The sequence below is a fragment of the Ruegeria sp. AP12 genome (assembly GCF_056540025.1).
This window is the reverse complement of the sequence record NZ_JBQFVZ010000005.1, coordinates 274008-291313: the sequence shown is the minus strand read 5'-3', so window position 1 is coordinate 291313 and position 17306 is coordinate 274008. Positions and strand designations below refer to the sequence as shown.

14 protein-coding genes are annotated in these 17306 nt (G+C 60.5%); 11 read left to right on the top strand and 3 right to left on the bottom strand.

Annotated elements, in window-relative coordinates:
* Positions 1 to 60: 60 nt before the first annotated feature.
* From ACR0E6_RS15425 to ACR0E6_RS15405, 5 genes are all read left to right on the top strand, one after another.
* A complete protein-coding gene (locus ACR0E6_RS15425) occupies positions 61 to 2154 on the top strand; it encodes a hydantoinase/oxoprolinase family protein (protein ID WP_480584928.1) in 2094 nt (697 codons plus the stop codon).
* Entirely contained in the window at positions 2154 to 3806 is a 1653-nt protein-coding gene (locus ACR0E6_RS15420; protein ID WP_480584925.1) for a hydantoinase B/oxoprolinase family protein, read from the top strand. The genes ACR0E6_RS15425 and ACR0E6_RS15420 overlap by 1 nt, the downstream gene beginning before the upstream one ends.
* The gene (locus ACR0E6_RS15415) at positions 3803 to 4870 is read left to right on the top strand and encodes a pyridoxal phosphate-dependent aminotransferase (protein WP_480584922.1); all 1068 of its coding nucleotides are present in this window, start codon (positions 3803 to 3805) and stop codon (positions 4868 to 4870) included. The genes ACR0E6_RS15420 and ACR0E6_RS15415 overlap by 4 nt, the downstream gene beginning before the upstream one ends.
* Positions 4867 to 5607 carry a maleate cis-trans isomerase family protein gene (locus ACR0E6_RS15410; RefSeq protein WP_480584919.1) on the top strand — a complete coding sequence of 247 codons (741 nt, stop codon included), beginning with the start codon at positions 4867 to 4869 and terminating at the stop codon, positions 5605 to 5607. The genes ACR0E6_RS15415 and ACR0E6_RS15410 overlap by 4 nt, the downstream gene beginning before the upstream one ends.
* A gap of 194 nt (positions 5608 to 5801) precedes the next feature.
* Entirely contained in the window at positions 5802 to 7055 is a 1254-nt protein-coding gene (locus tag ACR0E6_RS15405) for an aminotransferase class V-fold PLP-dependent enzyme (protein WP_480584916.1), read from the top strand.
* Between the two features lie 52 nt (positions 7056 to 7107).
* On the opposite strand, the gene ACR0E6_RS15400 is transcribed toward ACR0E6_RS15405, so the two are convergent.
* From ACR0E6_RS15400 to ACR0E6_RS15390, 3 genes are all read right to left on the bottom strand, one after another.
* The gene (locus ACR0E6_RS15400) at positions 7108 to 9897 is read right to left on the bottom strand and encodes a bifunctional aconitate hydratase 2/2-methylisocitrate dehydratase (RefSeq protein WP_480584914.1); all 2790 of its coding nucleotides are present in this window, start codon (positions 9895 to 9897) and stop codon (positions 7108 to 7110) included.
* Between the two features lie 133 nt (positions 9898 to 10030).
* The gene (locus ACR0E6_RS15395; RefSeq protein ID WP_170524684.1) at positions 10031 to 10774 is read right to left on the bottom strand and encodes an FHA domain-containing protein; all 744 of its coding nucleotides are present in this window, start codon (positions 10772 to 10774) and stop codon (positions 10031 to 10033) included.
* A complete protein-coding gene (locus ACR0E6_RS15390; RefSeq protein WP_170453951.1) occupies positions 10774 to 11322 on the bottom strand; it encodes a sensor histidine kinase family protein in 549 nt (182 codons plus the stop codon). The genes ACR0E6_RS15395 and ACR0E6_RS15390 overlap by 1 nt, the downstream gene beginning before the upstream one ends.
* A 163-nt stretch (positions 11323 to 11485) precedes the next feature.
* On the opposite strand from ACR0E6_RS15390, the gene ACR0E6_RS15385 reads away from it, so the two are divergent.
* The 6 genes from ACR0E6_RS15385 (at position 11486) to ACR0E6_RS15360 (ending at position 17304) form a co-directional block, all read left to right on the top strand.
* On the top strand, positions 11486 to 12190 hold the full coding sequence (locus ACR0E6_RS15385) for a hypothetical protein (protein WP_170453949.1): 705 nt from the start codon (positions 11486 to 11488) through the stop codon (positions 12188 to 12190).
* A 59-nt stretch (positions 12191 to 12249) separates the two neighbouring features.
* Positions 12250 to 12717, top strand: coding sequence for a hypothetical protein (locus tag ACR0E6_RS15380; RefSeq protein ID WP_170622254.1), 468 nt, complete (start codon positions 12250 to 12252; stop codon positions 12715 to 12717).
* A 76-nt stretch (positions 12718 to 12793) separates the two neighbouring features.
* Positions 12794 to 14308, top strand: coding sequence for an FHA domain-containing protein (locus tag ACR0E6_RS15375; protein ID WP_480584911.1), 1515 nt, complete (start codon positions 12794 to 12796; stop codon positions 14306 to 14308).
* 34 nt (positions 14309 to 14342) lie between these two features.
* Positions 14343 to 14963 carry an FHA domain-containing protein gene (locus ACR0E6_RS15370; protein ID WP_480584907.1) on the top strand — a complete coding sequence of 207 codons (621 nt, stop codon included), beginning with the start codon at positions 14343 to 14345 and terminating at the stop codon, positions 14961 to 14963.
* A gap of 5 nt (positions 14964 to 14968) precedes the next feature.
* Positions 14969 to 16201: a PP2C family protein-serine/threonine phosphatase gene (locus ACR0E6_RS15365; RefSeq protein WP_480584904.1), complete on the top strand. Its 1233-nt coding sequence runs from the start codon at positions 14969 to 14971 to the stop codon at positions 16199 to 16201.
* An 8-nt stretch (positions 16202 to 16209) separates the two neighbouring features.
* A complete protein-coding gene (locus ACR0E6_RS15360) occupies positions 16210 to 17304 on the top strand; it encodes a serine/threonine-protein kinase (RefSeq protein ID WP_170524696.1) in 1095 nt (364 codons plus the stop codon).
* The last annotated feature ends 2 nt before the right edge of the window (positions 17305 to 17306 follow it).

The following is a 17306-nucleotide window of genomic DNA, read 5'->3' as shown; positions in this document are numbered from 1 at the left end:
TCAGTAATCGCCTTTTTGGGCATTTGACTGGCAGGATTGCAAACGAGGACGGACCACCACATGACACACGCGCTGCGATTGGCCATCGACATTGGCGGCACGTTTACCGACACGGTTCTGGTTGAAGGCGAAGACAGAATTCTGGCCTCGACCAAAACCCTGACCACCCATCAAAACCCGGCGGATGGCGCGATGAAGGGCGCGCGGCGCGTCATGGCCGCAACCGGGCGGTCCCTGTCGCAAGTGACGGGTTTCATCCATGGCACCACGCTGGCCACCAACGCTCTGATCGAACGGCGCGGGGCCGTGGTGGCTACGATCTGCACCGAGGGGTTCCGCGACATCCTCGATATCGGGTATGAGCGGCGCTATTCCCAATACGATATCAATCTGGAAAAACCCGATCTTCTGGTCCCGCGCGAGCGGTCCTTTGTGATCCGCGAACGCATGTCCGCCGAGGGCGCTGTGCTGATCCCGCTGGACGAGGCGCAAGTGGGTGACCTGCTGGCTGAACTTGACGCAAGTGGGGCTGGGGCAGTGGCGATCTGCCTGATACATGCCTATGCCAACCCTGCGCATGAGCAGCGATTGCGTGACCTGCTGGCCCGGCACCGCCCCGGCCTGATCGTCTCGATCTCATCCGATGTCAGCCCTGAAGCGCGGGAATTTGACCGGCTCTGCACCACAGTGGCGAACGCCTATATCCAGCCCCTGATGCAAAGCTATCTGGCCCGGTTCGTAGATCAGTTCGAGGCCGAAGGCGTGACATGCCCGATCTTGATGATGACCGCAGGGGGTGGCATGTGCACGGTCGAAACCGCCGCCCGTTTTCCGATCCGTCTGGTTGAATCCGGTCCGGCGGGCGGGGCCATTCTGGCTGCACGTATCGCGGCGCGGGCCGGTCTGGATCAGGTGCTGTCATTCGATGTGGGGGGCACCACTGCCAAGCTGTGCCTGATTGATGGGGCTCGCCCGCAGACCTCGCGCGCGTTTGAGATCGCCCGGGCGGCGCGGTTCATCAAAGGCTCGGGCATGCCGGTGCGTATTCCGGTGATCGAGATGATCGAGATCGGCGCCGGCGGCGGCTCGATTGCCGGGGTGGACCGTCTGGGCCGCTTGACCGTCGGGCCACAATCTGCAGGGTCCGAGCCGGGGCCAGTGGCGTTCATGCGCGGCGGCACCGAACCCACCGTGACCGACAGCGACATCACGCTGGGTTACATCGTCCCGGACACCTTTGCCGAAGGACATATCCGGCTGGACCCCGAAGGATCCAAAGCGGCGCTGGCCCGCGTGGTTGGTGAACGGCTGCAACTTGACGCCGTGGGCGCGGCAGATGGCGTCAGTCGGATTGTGGATGAAAGCATGGCCAGCGCGGGGCGGATGCATGCGGTGGAATCGGGCAAGGATCTGGGCCCGCGCACGATGATCGCCTTTGGCGGCAATGGTCCGTTGCATGCCAGCCGTGTCGCGCGCTCTGCTGGCGTGTCGCGCATCGTGATCCCACCCAATCCGGGTGTTGGGTCGGCGGTGGGCTTCCTGTTCGCGCCGGTTTCGTTTGAGATCGTCCGCTCGCGCTATTCGCTGCTGGACAGCATGGATTTGGACGGGGTGAATGCCTTGTTCGATACAATGATTGCCGAGGCGAAAGAGGTCGTGGCCCAAGGGGCGGGTGATGCGCAAACCCAGACCCTGCGCACCGCGTTTATGCGCTATAACGGGCAGGGGCATGAGATCGAAATCCCCCTGCCGGATCGTGCGCTGACGCCCGAAGACATTGCCCCGCTGACCGCAGCATTCGAAGAAGAATACCGCAAGCAATTTTCACGCCCCGTGCCGGGGATGCAGATCGAGATATTGAACTGGGCCGTGCGGGTAGCGACGCTGGACAACATGGTTGCACGGGTGCTCAATGCGCCCGAACGCAATGTGTTCACCGCAACCGAGACGCGCCCGATCACCTGCGATGTGGATGGAACTGCGAAAAACGCCGCTTTCATTGCCCGTGCCGATTTGAAACCCGGCGATCACGTTTCAGGTCCGGCGTTGATCCATGAACCGCAGACCACCACGCTCGTATCTGCCGATTTCTCGGCCCATATGGATGCAATTGGCAATTTGGTTCTGATCCAGGACCAGAAAGGAGGCGCATGATGAGCTCCGACCTTTCCCCGGCCCGCCTGCAAGTGATGTGGAACCGCCTATTGGCAGTAGTTGAGGAACAGGGCCAGACCCTCATCCGCGCCGCCTTTTCCCCCATCGTGAGGGAATGCGGCGATATCTCTGCCGGGATATTCGACGTCGATGGCCGTATGCTGGCGCAGGCCGTGACCGGAACCCCCGGACATATCAACACCATGGCCGAAGCCGTCCTGCATCTGCGCCAACGCTTTGCCGTTCAGGACATGAAGCCCGGTGACATCTACATGACCAATGACCCGTGGCTGGCCTCGGGTCATTTGAACGACTTCCTGCTGATGATGCCCGCGTTCAAGGATGGCAGGGTGGTTGGGTTTACCTCCTGCACCTCGCATCTGGTGGATCTGGGGGGCTTGGGCATGGGGCCGGAAGGCTCGGATATCTATGACGAGGGGCTGCTGATCCCGCCCTGCAAACTGGTCGAAGAAGGCACGCCAAACGCGCTGCTGATGGACATCATCCGTGCCAATTCGCGCGAGCCGATCGCCAATGAGGGCGACATCTACGCCCTGATCGCCTGTTGTGAGGCCGGAGTGAACCGGCTGGTGGCGATGATGGATGAGTTCGGGATCGACGATCTGGACCGTTTGGGCAGCTATATCATCGATACCTCGCGCAACGGCGCGCTGGAGGCCATCGCCGAGGTGCCTGAAGGCGTCTACAAGAACGTGCTGCGCATGGACGGGTACGAGAATGAGCTGGAGCTACACGCCACGCTGACCGTTACCAAGGACGGGATGCATGTGGATTTCACCGGCACGTCGGGTTGTTCAAGAAAAGGCATCAACGTGCCGCTGAACTATGCGACGGCCTATACCGTGTTCGCCCTGCGCTGCATCGTCGGGCCGGACATTCCCAACAATGCGGGCTCGCTTGGGCCGTTTACGGTGGACGGCCCCAAGGGCTGTATCCTGAACGCGCAACGCCCGGTTCCGGTGGCGATGCGCCACACGCTGGGGCAGGTGACACCCGATCTGGTGCTGGGCTGCCTGCATCAGGCACTGCCTGACAAGGTTCCGGCCGAGGGTGCCTCGTGCATGTTCGACTTGCCCATGCGCCACGCGCCCGAGGTTGCGGCCAATGGCGGGCGCGAGTTTGCCATTGAACCCGTGCACAATGGCGGCACCGGTGCGCGGCCTCATGCGGATGGGCTGTCGGCCACAGCCTATCCTTCGGGCGTCTTTGGCTCACAGGTCGAAATCACCGAAAGCGTGGCCCCGGTGATCATGTGGCGGCGCGAGTTGCTGCCGGATTCGGGCGGTGCGGGCAAATATCGCGGCGGGCTGGGGCAGAGGATCGAGATGACCTCGTCCAACGACGCGCCGTTCATCGTGTTCCTGTCGGTCGAGCGGCTGAAATTCCCCGCCTTGGGCCGAATGGGCGGGCAGCCCGGCGCGCCGGGGCGGATCCGGTTTCGGGACGGGGTCAGCGACATCCCCGGCAAGGGCGAGTTGCGGGTCGAAGGCGGGGACTACCTGATCTTCGACACGCCCGGCGGTGGCGGGTTTGGCGATCCGGCAGATCGGGACCCGGATGCGCTGGCGCTGGATCTGAGGCGCGGGTTGGTAACGCCCGAAGGGGCCAAGTCCTATGGGGGCAAACCATGATCCGGGCGGTCGATCACATCCGTTCCATGGCCGCCTATGCGCTGGCCGATCTTGGGGATGCGGGCACCGTTTCGCTGGCTCAGAACGAAAGTGCCTTTCCAGCCAGCCCAAAGACCATTGCGGCGGGGCAGGCGGTGATGGGTCAGATGCCGCTTTATCCTGACCCCGATTGGCCCGAGTTGCGCGCGGCGATTGCCGAGGTCCACAAGCTTGACCCCAACACGGTCCTGTGCGGGGCAGGGTCGATGGAACTGATCGGCTGTCTGATCCGCACCTTTGCAGGGCCAGGGGACCGGGTGCTGGGTACGGATTACGGCTATGCCTATGTGGCGTCGGCCACAGCGCAGGTGCAGGCGGATTACGTGCAGGCGCGTGAGGTCGATCTGACCGTTTCGGTCGATGATATTCTGGCCGCCGTCACGCCCCAAACGAGGATCGTCTTTGTCTGCAATCCGGGAAATCCGACGGGGACGCTGATCCCTAATGCCGAGATCATCCGTCTTCGTGACGACTTGCCCAAGGATGTGCTGCTGGTTGTCGATCAGGCCTATGCGGAATTTGCGGATGAGGACCAGAACCCGGCCGAGGTTTTTGATTTGATCGAACGTGGAGATACGGTTGTGATGCGCACCTTCTCCAAGGCCTACGGGCTGGCGGGTGCGCGCGTGGGGTGGGGTGTGTTCCCGCCCGCGATTGCGGCTGAGATGCGGAAAGTGCTGAACCCGAACAACGTGTCGATCCCCTCGCAAGCCATGGCAACGGCGGCGATGCGGGATCAGGCGCATATGCGGGAAACGGTGAACCAAACGGCTGCGATCCGGGATCGCTTTGCCGAAGGGTGCCGGGCGCTGGGTCTGTCGGCTCCGCCCAGCCATACCAACTTTGTGCTGATCCGGTTTGCGAATGTTGAAACCGCCCAAAAAGCCGATCAGGCCCTGCGGGCCGAGGGCTTGCTGATGCGCGGTATGGGCGGCTATGGGCTGGCCGATTGCCTACGGGCCACGATCTGCCGGGAAGCGATCATGGATCGCTGTCTGGCCGTGCTGAGAAAGGTGACGTCATGACCCATGAAACCCGAACACGGGCAAAAATCGGCGTTTTGGTCCCCTTCACCAACACCAACCTCGAAGCCGACATGATGCTGATGCGCTGTCCGGATACGACAGTGCATTTCCAGCGCATGGGTGGCTATGACGTGGATGAGATTCCGGGCTCGGACCAGATGGCCGGGCTGGGGGCCTCGGATATCAGCCACGATCTGCGGATGATCGCGGGCGTCCGGCCCGATGTGGTTCTGTACGGTTGCACCTCGGCCACGCTGACCCATGGCCCCGGCTTTGACGCGCAATTGGCGCAGGATATCAAGGCCGCCTCGGGTGCCATCACCTTCACCGCCGCTGGAGCACTGGTGCAGGCGATCAAAGCGCTAGATGTGTCGAGTGTCGGCTTTTCGTCACCCTATCTCGGGGAAATCAACACGCAGGCCATGGGTTTTCTGGCCCATAACGGGATCGAGACGGTGCTCTGCGCAGATATAGGGCGCGAACTGGGCAATTACGGTCAGGGAGAGCTGACGCCAGAGGAGGTTTTTGACCTTGCCTGCCGGGCCGACGATCCCAAGGCCGAAGCAATTGTCCTGAGTTGCACCGATATGCGCGCGGTCGAGGCGGTTGAGCGGATCGAGGATGCGCTTGGCAAACCGGTCGTGACCTCGAACCAGGCGATGATGTTTGCGTTGGTCCAGCAGCTTGGGCTACCACCACATGCCGGGCTTCCGGGTCGGCTGTTCGACCGATTGTAAGGAAGGTTCTGATTTGTCGACATTCGGATGCCAGCTAAACCCTTTGTGCAGAAGGATTGCCGTGAGATGACCCTATGGATCAACCCCTTGCCGCCATCGCTGACATTGACGATGGTTTCCTTTGAGATACGGATCCCACACGGGCGCAGGCCATCGCGGCCCCGACACTTGGACGCAGTGACAGGAAGTACAACATGATCAAAGACAACCCCGGTCTGATCGCGGCGATCCGCGATCGTTTTGCCCATGTGGATAGCTGCCCGTTTCAGGGCGAGCGTGTTTTCTTTGAAAACGCAGGCGGCGCGCTGACGCTGAAGAAGGTGGCCGAGACCTCGGCTTTCTATGCCGCGATTCCGGACAATCCGGGGCGGATCAATCCGGCGGGGCAGGGCACCCAAAATGTGATCAACAAGGCCAAGGCCGATCTGGGCGTGTTCATGAACGCCTCATCGGGCCAGTTCTTTGCCGGGGAAAGCGGGACTGAGTTGCTGTTCCGGCTGATCCGCACGGCCTGTCTGGTTGCGCCGAAAGGGGCGAAGGTGATCGGGTCCTCAATCGAACACCCGGCGACCCGCAGTGCTGCGCGTCGCTGGGCTGGGATTGCCGGGCTGGACTACGTGAACGTACAGCATGACGACGAAACCGGGCTGGTCACGGCTGAGGATTATACCGCGCGGATGACTCCGGACGTGGCGGTGGCGACAATCCTGCATGCCTCACCCGTGACGGGGATGGGTATGGATGTGGCCGCGATCTCAGCCGCGATCCGGGCCGTTTCGCCCGACTGTCTGATCATCGTTGACGGTATTCAGCACGCAGCACACGGGCAGTTGGATCTGGATGCCTACAACGTCGATGGCTATGCGATCTCACCTTACAAAGTGTTCTCGCGCCATGGCTATGGCATCGCATGGATTTCCGACAAGCTGAGCGCGCTGCCCCATGACATGCTGATCGACGCGCCTGCAACAGGGTGGGAGTTCGGAACCCGCGACACCGGGTCCTACGCCACCATGTCGGACGTGATCGACTATTTCATCTGGCTGGGCGGCGAGGTGTCCGACGAAACCGAGCCGCGTAATCGGATCGAGGCTGCGGGTCGCGCCATTCACGGCTACGAGACGCACCTGACGAATGCGATGATCAACGGGGTCGGCAACCTGCCGGGGCTGCGGGATATGGACCACATCCGCATTCTGGCCGGGGCGGACAACGCCGCGCGTGAGGGGTTGGTGTCGATAGTGGTCGAGGGCATCCCGTCGGAACAGGTGGTCGAAACGCTTAATCAGCAGGGTATCCGCACCCATACTCGCAAGGCAGATCATTACTCGGGCAATGTGCTGACGCCGCTGGGGCTGTCGGATTGCATCCGCATTTCGCTGTGCCACTACAATACCGAGCAGGAGGTGGCGCAGTTGCTGACTGCCGTGAAGGACATGACCGCCTGAACAAAAAAGCCCGGCCAGAAGGCCGGGCTTTTGGTTTGATCGGATCGCGGCTTTAGAAGTGAGCCGATTTCGTTCCGGCGGGCGCTTGTACCGGCGGGGCGAATTTGGTCAGGTCGATGCCTTCGACAGCCGCCTTGTATTCGTCCAGCGTCGGGGTCCGGCCAAGGATGGCGGACAGAACAACGACCGGGGTCGAGCCCAACAGCGACTCTCCCTTCTTGTCGGGCGCATCCGCCACGACGCGGCCCTGGAACAGGCGGGTCGAGGTGGCCAGAACCGTGTCACCCTTGGCCGCTTTCTCCTGGTTGCCCATGCAGAGGTTACAGCCGGGGCGTTCGAGGTACAGGATATTCTCGTACTCGGTGCGCGCCTGCGTTTTGGGGAACAGATCGTCGAATTCAAACCCGGAATAGCGCTGCAGGATTTCCCAATCGCCTTCCTCTTTCAACTCGTCGATGATGTTGTAGGTCGGTGCGGCCACAACCAGCGGCGCGTTGAATTCAACTTTCCCCGAGACTTTTTCGAGGTTGCGCAGCATCTGCGCCACGATCTTCATGTCGCCCTTGTGCACCATGCACGAGCCGACAAAACCCAGATCCACATGCTTTTCAGCATTGTAATACGAGATTGGGCGGATCGTGTCGTGGGTGTAGCGCTTGGAAACATCAGCGTTGTTGACATCCGGGTCGGCGATCATCGGCTCGACGATCTGATCCAGATCGACGACAACTTCGGCGAAGTATTTCGCATTGTCATCGGGGCGCAGGGCAGGCTTTTCACCCGACCTGATCTGAGCAATGCGCGCATCGGCGATGTTGACCAGCTTTTGCAGCATGCCGTTTTCATGCTCCATGCCTTTTTCGATCATGATCTGAATGCGCGATTTAGCCAGTTCCAGCGAGCCGATCAGCGTCTCATCATCCGAGATACAGACCGAGGCTTTGGCCTTCATCTCGGCGGTCCAGTCGGTGAAGGTAAAGGCCTGATCCGCCAGCAGCGTGCCGATATGCACTTCGATCACACGGCCTTGGAAGACGTTGTCGCCATGCTGTTCCAGCATCTGCGCTTGGGTTGCGTGAACCACGTCGCGGAAATCCATGTGCTCGGCCATTTGGCCCTTGAAGGTCACTTTGACCGATTCCGGGATCGGCATTGAGGCTTCACCGGTGGCCAGCGCCAGCGCCACTGTGCCCGAGTCCGCGCCGAAGGCGACGCCTTTGGACATACGGGTGTGGCTGTCGCCGCCGATAATGACCGACCAGTCATCCACGGTGATGTCGTTCAGCACCTTGTGGATCACGTCGGTCATCGAATGATAGACGCCTTTCGGGTCACGCCCGGTGACGAGGCCGAAATCATTCATGAACTTCATCAGACGTGGCGTGTTGGCCTGTGCCTTGGCGTCCCAGACCGATGCGGTGTGACAGCCCGACTGATAGGCACCATCGACGCTGGGGGCCACGACGGTTGCGGCCATCGCCTCAAGTTCCTGCATGGTCATCAGACCGGTGGTGTCCTGAGAACCCACGATGTTGACCTTGACCCGCACATCCGATCCGGCATGCAGGGTCTTGCCCGGCGTGGCGCCCACGGCGTTTTTGTTGAAGATCTTCTCAACCGCGGTCAGGCCCTGACCCTCGTGGCTGATTTCCTTGGACAGGGCGAAGACCAAGGGTGCTTCGACGCCCAGTGTCTCGGCTGCAAATGTCTGCAGTTTCTTGCCGAAGACAATGGCGTATGAACCGCCCGCCTTCATGAATTCCATCTTTTGTGGTGTGAAGGACGACGAGACGTCGACCAGTTCGTCACCATCCTCACTCAGCAGCTTGTGGCTTTTGGTGTCGATTTTCAGAACCGTACCGGTCGCAACCGAATATTTCTGTTCCAGAACCGGGTTGCCGTCGTTGTTGAGGATGGCGTTGCCGTCCTCGTCCACCTTCTTGACCCAGTTTTTCAGGTCGATCCCGATGCCGCCGGTGACGCCAACGGTGGTCAAAAAGATCGGCGAGATGCCATTGGTGCCCGCCACGATCGGGGCGAAGTTGACGAAGGGCACGTAGGGGCTGGCCTGCTTGCCAGTCCACAGCGCCACGTTGTTGACGCCAGACATGCGGGACGAGCCCACGCCCATGGTGCCTTTCTCGGCAATCAGCATCACGCGCGCGTCGGGGTGCTGGAGTTTCAGCGCCTCGATCTCTTGCTGCGCCTTCTCGGAAATCAGGCATTTGCCGTGCAATTCCCGGTCAGCTCGCGAATGCGCCTGATTGCCCGGCGACAGCAGGTCGGTCGAGATATCGCCTTCGGCAGCGACATAGGTGACGACCTTGATCTCTTCGTCGATGTCGGGAAGCTTGGTGAAGAACTCGGCCTTGGCATAGCTTTCCAGGATGTCCTTCGCGACCGGGTTGCCAGCCTCGAACGCGGCTTTCAGACGGTCGGTGTCGGCATCATACAGGAAGACTTGTGTTTTCAGCACCTCAGCCGCTTTGCCAGCGATCGAGGCGTCCTGACCCAGGGCCAGATCCAGCAGAACCTTGACCGAGGGGCCGCCTTTCATGTGCGACAACAGCTCGAACGCAAAATCCTGCGAAATCTCCTCGACGGCGGCTTCGCCCAAAATGATCTCTTTCAGAAAGCCTGCCTTTTCACCGGCGGCGCTGGTTGTGCCCGGCAGGGTATTGTAGATGAAATAGTGCAGCGAATCCGCGCGATATTCGTTCTGCGGATCGCGGATCTGATCAATGATTTCTTTCGTCAAAGCCCCATCATCGATGGGTTTGGGGCTGAGGCCCTGTTCTTTGCGGGTTTCGATTTCGGCAAGATAATCTGTATAAAGGCTCATGGCGTGTTCCGACGGTTTGGGCGAGAGCGCGAGGTGCGTTTGGCACCTGGCCATTTAGTTTGTATGCCGCGGTATACGAAATGCCAGCCGGTTGCAAGCACAACTCCTGTGGCGCGTTGTCTCTGCCCTGAAATCAGCGGATGATCGAAATCCAGACATCGCCAACGCGGAACCGGCTGTTCATGCCCAGACGCGTCGGTTTTTCCGGCCTGATCTGCCGTCCACCGATGAATGTTCCGTTCGACGAGCCCAGATCGCGCAGGTAGAGCTGATTGCCCTTGGCGATCTGGATCACGCAATGCTGCCCGGACGCCTTCTTGCTACGCTCCAGCGAAAGATCGGCCCAACCGGAATCGCGCCCGATCTTGATCTGATGGGTGGATGCGATTCCCGGCACATCGCGGAAGACGATGGATTTGCCCTGATCCGGGCCGGACGAAACCGCCAGACGCCACATCTTGATCGGGCGCGGCGCCATCGGGCTGAACCAGCGCACCTCGGCGGCCCGGTCATAGCGCGCGGCCGAGTTCGGGTTCAGGCCGGTCAGGCCAAGGGTCATGATCTTTTTCATCGCCCGCGACGACCGGCGCATTGCCGAAACCGGCTTGCCGCTTTTGTCACGCATGTTCAGGCGCATGACAAACCGACCGATGGTTGCGCCGCTCAGGATGCCTTCGCAGATCAGCCAGTAGATCAGCACCAGCACCAGAAACAGGCCAATCGGCAGGGCAAGGCCCGCCTGATGCAATCGAAGCTCTTGCCGCAGTACGGGTTCAAGCGTGGCAACGACAAAGCCCAGAAACATGAAATCCAGCAGGGCCGCCGCGCTAAGCAGGCGCGCGGCGTTCTTGTCGTCCAAAGGTCCGCCGATCATCATTATCGTGTCCCCAGCAATGTCAGAACCAGAAACAGGGCCGCGCCGATTGAAAACAACAGCAGCGCGTCACAACGCAACCTCAGCGTATGTCTGCCCCCGGCGTTGGAACTGCGAAAATGGAAACCCGCCACCCAAAGCGCCAGACCCATGCCCGCGACGGTGAACAGCAGGGTTTCGGACAGGATCTGCTGTCTGAGCGATACCGCCAGCCACTCGGCCGCGCCGACGATCATTCCGCCCCACAGAATGGCCACGACATAGGCCGCGAAGCTGAGGGATTCATTGTTGGACCGGCTTAGCCACGCGACCAGAGCGCCCAGCCCCCAGCCCAGTGCCGCCGCAATCAGAATCAGCAGCGTCATGCGAACTGGCAACGAGAGGCTGGCGACTTCAACATTAAAGACCACACTGGTGGTATTGTTCGCGAAATTCGAGCTAATGCCCAAAAGCGCAAACAGCGCGCCAATTCCTGCGGCAATGTGTCCGGCAAATGCAAAAATCTCGTTTGCCAGATTCATCTTGTCCCGAATACCAAGGGGTATTTTCATCTTTAAACTCTACCTATGAACGAATCTTCGAAAGTGTTTGGTCGAAAGTGTCCCGAATCAGTATCCTGTAATCACAAGACATTCGCGAATCGTTGATTGAAAATAAAAAACATGTGAGTTCATAATCAACTACGAAGAAAAATTTGTATTACGGAGTAACGAGATGCGTACAGCCGCAGTGTCCCTTTTTGCTGCTATTTCCCTTTTCATTTCAGCCTGTACCGAAGAGACGATCCAATCCGCGTCATCATCGTCGGTGGCTGGCAAGACCCAGCAGGAAAAGCAACTTGAAAAGCAAGTTCGCAGCCTGGATCAGGTCTCGAAGGACATCATCGTGAACAACACGGTTCAGGGTGCCGTTGCGGGTGCTATTGTCGGCTGCGGACTTGGACTGCTGCTGGGTGGTGACGCCGGTGATTGCGCTGCGGGTGCCGCTGCCGGTGGCCTGATCGGCGGTGTTGGCGGCAATCAGGTCGGCAAGCAGGCCGCAGCCAAAAACGTCGAGATTGTAAACAGTAAGGCGGTTCTGGCCAATCTGTCGAATGTCAGCAAACAGCTGAACTCGGTCGAAGCGAACTTGCGTTCGGTTCTGGCCTCGCAGAACGCAGAACTGAAGTCGCTGCGTCGTCAGCTGGATGGCGGGCAATTGTCGCAATCCGCGTATAACCAGCGGGTCAAGGCGATCAAATCCAACCGTCAGGTGGTCTCGACCGAGCTCAAGCGCAGCGAACAGAATATGGACAACACCATTTCCGAACTTCGGACGGCCTCAAGCAAAGGTCAGCCCGGTTTGGGCGGTGCGACCAATGCGGCGGTCAGCAATAAAAACCGTCTGGCCCGGACCCGCGCATCCATTAATCTGCTTTAATTTCCTTTGACCCGCGTCTGTCTTTCAGGCGCGGGTTTTCCAATAGTAAGTGTGGTAAAATGACGTGTGATCTTTTCCGTTTCTCAAAACCAGTAGCTTTTGTTTCCTTGATTGCGATTGCCGGTTGTACCGGATCGACCGATCCGACAACGGCCACATTGTTCGACAATATCGCAAACCTGAATTCGGGCGAATATGACCGCCAGATCGCCAATAACAAGGCGCAGGCGGATGCCATTATTGCGCAAAACCGGGCAGCCGAGCAGCGCAACGCGCAATTGGCCGCACAACGGGATGCCAACAGTTCCGAAATCGCGTCGCTGCGCCAGCAGATTGCCGAAGTGAAAGCGCAAGGTGCGCAGGCGCGCGCGGCCTCGGCCTCGGACCCGGTGAAGCTGCAGCAGGTGCAGGCGCTGGATAACCAGCTGAGCGCGGTCGAGCGTGACGTGAACAGTGGCGCAAGTGCGTCGGTCGTGTCGTCCGAACTGAACCGGATCAAAGCAGCCTATCGCGCGTTGTCGATTTAATACCAATCACGTCAGGTCGGCGCTTGTCGACGCATGCGACGACCGGGACGTCTTGCCTGAGGGGGGTCTTGGGATCGTGACCTACGGATTTTCACGCAGATTTCTGGCGCTTGCCGCCGCTTTGGTCATTTCGGGCGCTGCCCACGCGCAAGAGGGGAAGACCCGCGCACCAGCCACCGGGCTGGCCATTTTGGATTGCGCCCCGGAAGCCCCCGCGCCCGAGGACAGTTGTCTTGTGCGCGTCCCGTCCGGCAATGAACGCGGCGGGATGAGCTTTCGGTCACTGGGCGATGCACAGGCCGATTTCGAGTTCGTCAAATCTGTGGACGATCTGCCCGGCAATTTGACCCTTTCGGCCACGATGGTTCTGATCGACCTGTCGGTGGGCGACGGCAGTGGCCGCCTGCGCAGCTGGAACCGCGAACGCGAGTTGATCTCGCGCGTTGTCAGCAACCTGCCGACGGATGAGAAAGTGGCGATCTATGGGTTTGGCAACGACATTGTCGAACTGTCGCCTTTTTCGACCAGCCGCGCCCGCGCCGAGGATGTGATCGAAGACCTTGAGATTAAGGAGCAGAACACCCGCCTTGTCGCCAACGCCACCCGCGCCATCGAATTGCTGAGCCAGCAGGACGATGTGCTGCTGAAAAACCTGATCCTGATCACCGACGGCGATGAGGAAGGTCTGGCCACGGTCGAAGAGATTTCGGAAGCGGCTGAGCGCGAGGGTGTTTCGGTCTCGGCCCTTGGCATGTTCTGGCGGGCGCAGGGCAACGCGCGCACAACGCGTGGCATCGATGTTCTGAAACGCCTGACCGACCCGCAAAACGGGTTGATGGAGGAGGTATTCCTGCAGAACCAATCCGATGCGACCTCGGTCGTGGCGGATTTCATCCGATCTTATGGGAACGCGGTCAAAGGCTCGGGCCTGATCGTTCCGGTCGGCGATCCCGCGCCTGCGCGGATCACCATCGACATGATCCAACCGGTCGTGGGCCAGCCTGGACAGACCGAAACCAAAAGCTATTCGGCCGAATTCCAGCCCGTGGTCGATCCCACGCCGACGCCGGAGCCAGAGGTGGAGCCGGTTGAAGAAGATCTGATTTTCGGCCTGCCAGCGCTGTATGTCTATATCGGGGCCGGGGTTCTGTTGCTGCTGCTGATCCTGTTGATCGTGCTGCTGACCCGGCGCGGATCGGGCGATGACGGCGATGATCTGGAAGCGGGAGAGTTCGACGATGGCGACATCACCGGCATGCGCCCGCCGCAGGATGACGCGCGTACCGTCGCCACTGCTCCGCCGCCGATTGCCTATCTGGTGCGGGTCGATAACGGGCATCGGTTTCCGGTGCCGTCTGGCCGCTCGACCCTGGGGCGCAGCAGTACGAACGGCGTGGTGATCCCGGATGGCGGTATCTCGCGGGTACATGCAGAGCTTAGCGGCTCGCCCGACGGGCGGTTCACGCTCAGCGATCTGGACAGCCTGAACGGGACGCTGGTCAACGAGCGCAAGATCAAGGGCGCACAAAGAGTGAATGTGGGTGACACGTTGGGCCTTGGGTCCGTTCGCCTGAAACTGGTCCGGGCATAACCCAGCGGCCAAACACACAGGAAAGGTGAAGAACATGGGCAACGACAACAAGACAAGCTGGCTGTTCGACAAGGACGAAGAAGACCTGAACGACGATATGGACTTCGGTTCGGATGACGGGTTTACCGAAAGCATTTCTCCGTCGGATGACGAGGCGACGCATGCGATGCCAAGCGGGTCGTCCTTCAGCGAAGCGCCGACGGAATATGTCGAGGATGACAAGACGCAGATCTATCACGGTGGCATGTCCAAGAATTTCTCGGACAAGGCCGAGTTCGACCCGATGGTGGATCCGATCACCGGCTGGCTGGTCGTGGTCAAGGGGCCGGGGCTGGGGCAATCGGTCAATCTGGGCTCGGGCATGAACACGCTGGGCCGCGACGGTGCTGAGCGTGTGTCGTTGGATTTCGGCGACAAGATGATTTCCGGCAATGATCACCTTCGGATCATTTTCGACGATGCCAACCGGGTGTTCTTTGCCGCCCCCGGCACGGGCCGCAATATCAGCCGGATCAATGGTCAGATCGTGGCGACGACCATGCCACTGGAAAACTACGCGTTGATCGAACTGTCCAAGCAGACGCATGTGCGGTTCGTCGCCTTCTGTAACGAGGATTTTGACTGGTCGGAACTGGCCGAAAGCTCTGACGACTGATCCAGATGACAATCATCAGCGGCAAACAGAGCCTGGGCCAGCGCGACAATCAGGAGGATGCGTTCGATCTTGTCTATCAGAACGAGCGTGATCCCAAGTCCGACATCCTGATGCTGGTCGCCGATGGGATGGGCGGCCATGCCGGGGGTGAGGTTGCATCCAACCTGGCCCTGTCGGCGTTCAAAAAGCACTTTGTCGGGGGCTCGGACGCGCCGCGCCCGCGCGACCGGCTGCAAGAGTCGCTGACGGCGGCAAACGAGGCCCTGCGCCAGCGCATCGCCACGCAGCCTGACCTTAAGGGGATGGGCTGTACCTTGGTGGCGGCGCTCAAGCTGGGGGACCGGCTGATCTGGGTGTCGGTGGGCGACAGCAGCCTGTTTCTGCTGCGGGACGGGCGGCTGAAAAAGCTGAATGCGGATCATTCGCTTTATGGTGAATTGCTGCAGATGGTGGCGGCCGGAAAACTGTCTCAGGAAGAGGCCGACAGCCATCCGCGCCGCAACGCGCTGCGCTCGGCCCTGATGGGCGACCGGATTTCGCTGACGGATGTCAACGCGATCAGCCTGAAACCGGGGGATGTGGTTCTGTCCTGCTCGGACGGGCTGGATACCCTGTCACAGGCCGAGATTCGCGAAATCCTTCAGAATGGCAAAAGCCGCGATATGCGCGGTGTTGCATCCGATCTGCTGAACGCGGTCGAGGCGAAGGGAAAGCCGAAGCAGGACAACACCACGGTTGTCGTCTACGCCCATGTTCAGGACGGCATGAGCAGCCTTTTGCGAGGTAGCCAATGGGCGTTCCACAATTCGGACAGGAATAACAGATCCCTGAAATACGCGGCGATTGGACTGGGGGCGCTGGCCGTTGTCGCAACGGCAGGGGCGTTGATTTTCAGCCAGGGCGGCGAACCCGAGGTCACGCAGGAGGAAGAGCCCGCGCCAACCCCGCCCGTGCAGCAGGAAGAACGGCGAATCGGTGACAGTTCGGTCGACGAAGATCCGGCAGTGTCAGACCCGGACGGCGATGGTCAGCCGCTGACGGAACCCGAGCCGGAGGGTCAGGAGGACCCGGATACAGGGCCCGCGACACGCTCGCCGGATGAAGCCGAGCCCGAAGCACCGGCCCCGGAAGCGCCGCAAGAGTCGGAAACCCCGCAAGTGGAAGAGGAACCAGCATCCGAACCCGTCCCGAACGAGGACGCGGCAGAGGATGGTGAACCCCTTGGTGAAGGAAGGTAGACCCAACAGTGTCCGTGCATCTGCCAAAGGGAGAAACCTTTGCCGGTTACGTTCTTGGCGACGTGCTGGGGCAGGGGGGGTTTGGCATCACCTACCGCTCGCGCAATCGCGAAACCGGCGAGCGGTTCGCGATCAAAGAGTACTTTCCGGCGGATTATGCGGATCGCGGCCCCAACAATGCGGTGTCGCCCACATCCGAGGGGCGGCAGCTGTTTCACATGGGGCTGGAAGCCTTCCTGCAAGAGGCCAACCTGCTGCGCGATCTGCCCCAGCAGCAGGGCCTGATGCGGGTACGCGCGGCGTTTCGCAAGCACGGCACGGCCTATTGCGTGATGGAATATATCCACGGCGATCCGCTGGACCGAATGATGGCGCGCATGATCGACGCGCGGGGGTCGGTGCCGCAGGACCTGGTGATGACCTTCCTGAGATCGATGCTGGGCGCGTTGGACGCGGTGCATGAGGTTGGCGTGGTGCACCGGGATATGAAGCCCGCGAATGTCATGATCCGCAAAGACGGTCAGCCGATCCTGATCGACTTTGGCGCGGCGCGGTTGATGGGGAAATCCAGCGGGCTGGCCTCGATGTTCACCCGGAAATATGCGGCGATTGAGCAATTCCCCGCGGAAAAGACCGGTCTGGCCGGAGGCGTTCATGAAGGCCCGTGGAGCGACCTGTTCGCCTTGTCCGTGATCCTGTACGAGATGGTCTCGCAAAGCCTGCCGCCCAATGCCGAAGAGCGTTGGAAAGAAATGCGGGCCAGCGGGCGGGACCCTTATGTCCCGGTGCGTCAGAACCTGAAACGCAACCGCGTTCAGGCGCAATATGACGACGCGCTGCTGAATGCCATCGACATGGGCTGTAAGCTGCTGCCACGGGATCGCATCCGCACAGCCCGCGACTATGCGCGCGTTGTTGGTATCGACCTGCACGCGCCCCAAGCAGCCCCGCGCAATTCCGCGCCCGAACCGCGCAAAAAAGGGACCAACCGCCCAACGCCGAAACCCCGAAAACGGGGTGGATCGCGGGCGGCGTCGGTACTGGTCTTGCTGTTGATCCTGGTCGTGGCTGCGGCCGTCATTGCATATGGAATCCTGATGTGAGT